The organism is Providencia sp. JGM181, assembly GCF_018257375.1.
GTDB classification, from domain to species: Bacteria; Pseudomonadota; Gammaproteobacteria; order Enterobacterales; family Enterobacteriaceae; genus Providencia; species Providencia lanzhouensis.
This window is the reverse complement of sequence record NZ_JAERJY010000253.1, coordinates 1-1,713: the sequence shown is the minus strand read 5'-3', so window position 1 is coordinate 1,713 and position 1,713 is coordinate 1. Positions and strand designations below refer to the sequence as shown.

The window sequence follows — 1,713 nt, the reverse complement described above, 5'->3', positions numbered from 1 at the left end:
ACGTACTAGCATAAGACTTAGTAAGTACCATACCCTAATTTACATTAGGTTGTTTTAAAGGGATAGAGGTAGCTTTAAGATAACGCTCTTAAGTCTATTTTTTGGTTACTTGCTTTTATATTTTCAAGATAAATCAATCTAGAGGGTAAAATAATGATTCGTACTAAAATTGTACTGGGCTCTATCGTATTAGCTTCAGCATTACTGGCGGGTTGTTCTAACAGCACTGAAGTGCAAAAGCTCTCTTCAGACGTGCAAACTCTGAACGGTAAAGTTGACCAACTGAGCAACGACGTTCAGTCTCTGCGTTCTGATGTACAAACTGCACAAGAAGAAGCAGCTCGTGCAAACCAACGTCTGGACAACCAAGTACGTACTTACAAAAAATAAGTCCGGCTTGATGTTATCTAGAAAAGCTTAATAGCTGAATTATTGTTGAGGGCCTATTTTATAGGCCCTTATTTTTTACTTCAAAACTGATTTAAGGCAGTCATTAGCTTTTAAATGACTGATATTTGGCAGGAATTGAAGACTTCACTTCTCCTTCAAACACAGGTTGTGGTTGAGTAATCGTGAATGGCGCAATGGGTTTTAATTGCTGATAATCGCGTTTCATCGATTCTGAATCATCCCCAACATTAACCCTTACAGGCAATCCTGAACGTCTAGACAACTCTGCTTGAACTTTCGCTTTATCAATGCCTGGGTTACTCGCTAAAAACGCTTGGAAATCTTCAGTCAGCTTGATTGGCATTGTCTGTGGGTCATCACTGTCTTTACGTGACAGTGGCTGATGCACTTCAATGTAATAGCTACCATCTGGCTCTTTTGCATATTTAACTGGCTGATCGATAACTTGAACGCGCGTTCCTTTTGGTACGTTAGTAAACAGTGCTTTAATATCATCTGGGCGTAGACGAATACAGCCAGAGCTAACACGCATACCAATACCAAAATTGGCGTTTGTACCGTGGATCAAATATTCACCACGACCATAAGACAGGCGTAACGCATACAGTCCCATCGGATTTTCTGGACCAGCAGGTACCACCGCCGGGAGTGTGATACCCTGCTGTGCATAATGTTTACGGATATTGGTGGTTGGTGTCCATGTAGGGTCTTTAATCAATTGGCTAATGGACGTCACCATTTCAGGTGTATCTCGTCCTAGCTGACCAATACCGATCGGATACACAGCCACTTTATGGCTATTTTCAGGGTAATAATAAAGACGCATTTCCGCTAAGTTAATCACGATACCGGTACGCGGTGTCGAAGGTAATAACATTTGAGCAGGAATAATCAGTGGCTTACCCACTTCAGGTAAATAAGGGTCTGTTCCTGGGTTCGCCTCTAACATCGCCAACAAACCAATCTGATAGTCGCTTGCGATAGCTTCCAGTGGACGTCCATCGTTAGGCACCACATAGGTGATATTTTCCCCGATCAGGCGTGTGTTGTTATTGGGTAATGGATAATCTTTAGCCTGCGCTGGTGCCAGCACCGCACTCATGACAAACAGACTTACCGCCGTCAAAACTCTTTTCATACCTACTCCAAGGAAAATAAGATTCATTACAAAATTCAAACAATATCGCTCATAATAGCAACTATCTCGAATATCTTTAATACTTAATAAATATTTTAGTCTGCTAATAATTTGAATGTGAGCTAATTTTGTCTCGCCATTGTTAGTTTAGCAATAAAATACAG

Annotated in this window: 2 protein-coding genes; one reads left to right on the top strand and one right to left on the bottom strand. The window is 41.0% G+C overall.

The window, feature by feature from the left end:
• Positions 1 to 153: 153 nt before the first annotated feature.
• Entirely contained in the window at positions 154 to 390 is a 237-nt protein-coding gene (locus JK188_RS17275; RefSeq protein WP_004263789.1) for a major outer membrane lipoprotein, read from the top strand.
• A gap of 103 nt (positions 391 to 493) precedes the next feature.
• On the opposite strand, the gene JK188_RS17270 is transcribed toward JK188_RS17275, so the two are convergent.
• Entirely contained in the window at positions 494 to 1,549 is a 1,056-nt protein-coding gene (locus JK188_RS17270) for a L,D-transpeptidase family protein (protein ID WP_036950414.1), read from the bottom strand.
• Positions 1,550 to 1,713: the final 164 nt, after the last annotated feature.